The sequence below is a fragment of the Saccharopolyspora sp. genome (assembly GCF_017434145.1).
Classification (GTDB): domain Bacteria; phylum Actinomycetota; class Actinomycetes; order Mycobacteriales; family Pseudonocardiaceae; genus Saccharopolyspora_C; species Saccharopolyspora_C galaxeae.
Genome location: NZ_JAFRFW010000374.1, coordinates 1 through 3,013 on the forward strand (window position 1 = coordinate 1; position 3,013 = coordinate 3,013).

Sequence of the window (3,013 nt, forward strand, 5' to 3'; positions counted from 1 at the left end):
CCGTCGGACGGGGCCTGCTGCGGGCGGGGGCCGGGCTTCGGGCCGGGTTTGGGCGCGGTCTGCTCGGCCGACCCCACGGACGCGGCCGCGTCGCCGGACTTGGGCGGCGGCGCGGGCTTGCCGCCACCGCGACCGTTGGATTTGCCTGCCTTCGGGTAAGCATCGCGAAGCCGACGCGCCACCGGGGCTTCCACGGTGGAGGACGCGGACTTCACGTACTCGCCCTGTTCGGCGAGCTTGTTGAGAACGTCTTTGCTCGTCACACCGAGCTCTTTAGCGAGCTCGTGCACGCGGGCCTTGCCTGCCACTGCTCTCCTCATCTGGTGAGGCCGGGCGGCAGTCCCGCACGACCTCGTCCTATCGCCGATGCGCGTTCATGGCTTCAGCTTCACGGCTGATTCATGACGGGTCGACCTGCTTCCTTCAACTGCGTCCGCGCGGGAGGGTCCCGCGTCGGTCTGGGGATGAACTGCCGTCCGGTGGTGTCCCGGAATCCGCGGAATCCAGGTGCGCCCGCACGGCCGAGAGGTCCAGCGGCCCCGGCACGCGCAGTGCCCGGGGGAACGCTCGACGGCGCTCGGCGAGCCGAAGGCAACGGGGATCGGAGTGCAGCCATGCGCCCCGGCCCGGTTTCCGCTTTCGCGGATCGGGCTCGGCGGCGAACTCTGCCGCACCACTCCCGGCCACCACTCGCAGCAGCTCGGCGGCCGACGTCCGGGTACGACACCCCACACAGGTGCGAACCGGTCCTTGCGCACGGCCACAGCCGTGATCACCGGGCGAACGTGTGCGGATTCTCGTTCCCTCGCGTCGAGCCACCAATGATTCTAACCCGTGCCCGCCAGTGGTTGTTCCTCGCCCGGCGCGACCGGCCGGCTTCCCGGTCGCGCCGCCGCACTCACTCCGCGGAACCGACCGCGGGCAGGTCACCGACCCCTTGCTGGACGTGCTCGCTCGGTGCCGTTGCGTGCGGATGCCCCGCCGTGGTCGTCGGCGAGGACGGGTCGGCGTCGCTGCGGATGTCGATGCGCCAGCCGGTGAGCCGGGCCGCGAGCCGCGCGTTCTGGCCTTCCTTGCCGATCGCCAGGGACAGCTGGAAGTCCGGCACGACCACCCGCGCGGTCTTCGCCCGCTCGTCGACGACCTCGACCGAGACCACTTTCGCCGGGGACAGCGCGTTGCCCACGAACGTCGCCGGGTCCTCGGAGAAGTCGATGATGTCGATCTTCTCGCCGCCGAGCTCGCTCATCACGTTGCGCACCCGCGCGCCCATCGGCCCGATGCAGGCGCCCTTGCCGTTGACGCCGCTGACCGCGGAGCGCACCGCGATCTTCGAGCGGTGCCCGGCCTCGCGGGCCACCGCGGGGATCTCCACGGTGCCGTCGGCGATCTCGGGCACCTCCAGCGCGAACAGCCGCCGCACCAGGTTCGGGTGGGTGCGCGAGAGCGTGATCTGCGGTCCGCGGGCGCTGCGCGAGACGCCGACGACGTAGCACTTGACCCGCATCCCGTGCTCGTAGCGCTCACCGGGCACCTGCTCGGCGGCCGGGATGACGCCTTCGCTGTCGCCGACCTGCACCACCACCATGCCGCGCGAGTTGGCCTTGGCGTCGCGCTGCACGACACCGCCGAGGATCTCGCCCTCCTTGGTGGAGAACTCGCCGAAGGTGCGCTCGTGCTCGGCGTCGCGCAGCCGCTGCAGGATGACCTGCCGCGCGGTGGTCGCGGCGATCCGCCCGAAGCCCTCCGGCGTGTCGTCCCACTCCTCGGCGACGCCGCCCTCGTCGTCCAGGCTGTGCGCGATGACGCGCACGATGCCGGTCTTGCGGTCCACTTCCACCCGGGCGTGCTGCTGGTGCCCCTCGGTGTGGCGGTATGCCGTCAGCAGCGCTGATTCGATCGCTTCCAGGACGGTCTCGAACGGAATGTCCTTGTCGCGTTCGATCGCCCGCAGCGCGGCGATGTCGACGTTCACCTCGACTCCTCTGCATTCGTCCGGTCGCCGTCGGCCTGCTCGGCGTTGTCCCCGTCGGCATCTTCCTGGCCGCCCGCCGCCCGCTTGAGCTGGACCAGTTCCTGCGCCGGGGGCTGCTGGAACTCCACCTCGACCACCGCCCGCGCGACGTCCCGGTAGGCCAGCGTGCGCACCTGCTTGCGCTCGAGGACCTGCACCTCCTGCTCGCCCGCCGCGCCGACGCGGGCGGTGAGCTCGGTGCCGTCGGTCAGCCGGATCTTGGCCAGCCGGTGCCGGGCGCGGCGCCAGTGCCGCGGCCGGGTCAGCGGGCGGTCGGTGCCGGGTGAGGTCACCTCCAGCGTGTAAGCACCTGCCAGCACGTGCTCGTGCGCGTCCAGCGCGGTCGACACGGCATGGCTGAGCTGGGATATCTCGTCGAGACCGACCCCTTCGTCGGAGTCCACGACGACTTTCACCAGGCGGCGTCTGCCCGCCTGCTGCACGTCGAGCTCCTCCAGGTCGTAGCCGGCGGCGGAGACGGCGTCGGCGACGACGGGCTCCAGCAGCGCGACGAGTTCATCGCGCGGCGGGCTGGACACGTTGGCACTCCTAGGTTCGGGGGTTCGGCGGGTCGTGGTCGGTGGGCTGGGCGGTCGGGGGGCTGGGTGGTCGGCGGCCGGATCTCCGCGGCCGGACTCCGTGCCGGAGCTTCCCGGCGGGGCGGCTCCGTTCGGGGCGGATCCGCCGCGCGGCTCCGGCCGATTCCGTCGTGGCACCCGGTGGGCCGATACGGGCCCGCGCTCGGCCGGGCTCGCGGCACTCGAGCTCGGCGCACGGGCCGCGGTCGTCCAGCTTATCTCGTCGGTCCGCCGCTCAGCGCGGCATGGGCGGGCGCCGGGCGAACGCGGCCGCCGCAGGGCTGCCTGGCAGGATGGATCAGCGTGCGAGCCCCCTTCAGCAACCACCGCCCCACCGGGGCCGCGTGCACCGGTCGCCGCGATGTGCTGCGCCTGCTCGCCGCGCTGCCCGCCGCGGCCGCGGTGAGCGCGCTGACCACCG

The 3,013-nt window shown here is 72.5% G+C and carries 4 protein-coding genes; all 4 read right to left on the reverse strand.

The window, feature by feature from the left end; genetic code table 11:
* On the reverse strand, window positions 1-308 hold a 308-nt coding region (locus IJH84_RS10140), incomplete at its 3' end, for a translation initiation factor IF-2 N-terminal domain-containing protein (protein ID WP_295143162.1).
* A 115-nt stretch (window positions 309-423) separates the two neighbouring features.
* A complete protein-coding gene (locus IJH84_RS29250) occupies window positions 424-930 on the reverse strand; it encodes a YlxR family protein (RefSeq protein ID WP_367269007.1) in 507 nt (168 codons plus the stop codon).
* Complete coding sequence (nusA, locus tag IJH84_RS10150; protein ID WP_295143168.1) at window positions 899-1,975, reverse strand: transcription termination factor NusA; 1,077 nt, start codon at window positions 1,973-1,975, stop codon at window positions 899-901. The genes IJH84_RS29250 and nusA overlap by 32 nt, the downstream gene beginning before the upstream one ends.
* Window positions 1,972-2,553, reverse strand: a complete 582-nt coding sequence (rimP, locus tag IJH84_RS10155) for a ribosome maturation factor RimP (RefSeq protein WP_295143171.1) — start codon at window positions 2,551-2,553, stop codon at window positions 1,972-1,974. Before rimP ends, nusA begins: the two co-directional genes overlap by 4 nt.
* Window positions 2,554-3,013: the final 460 nt, after the last annotated feature.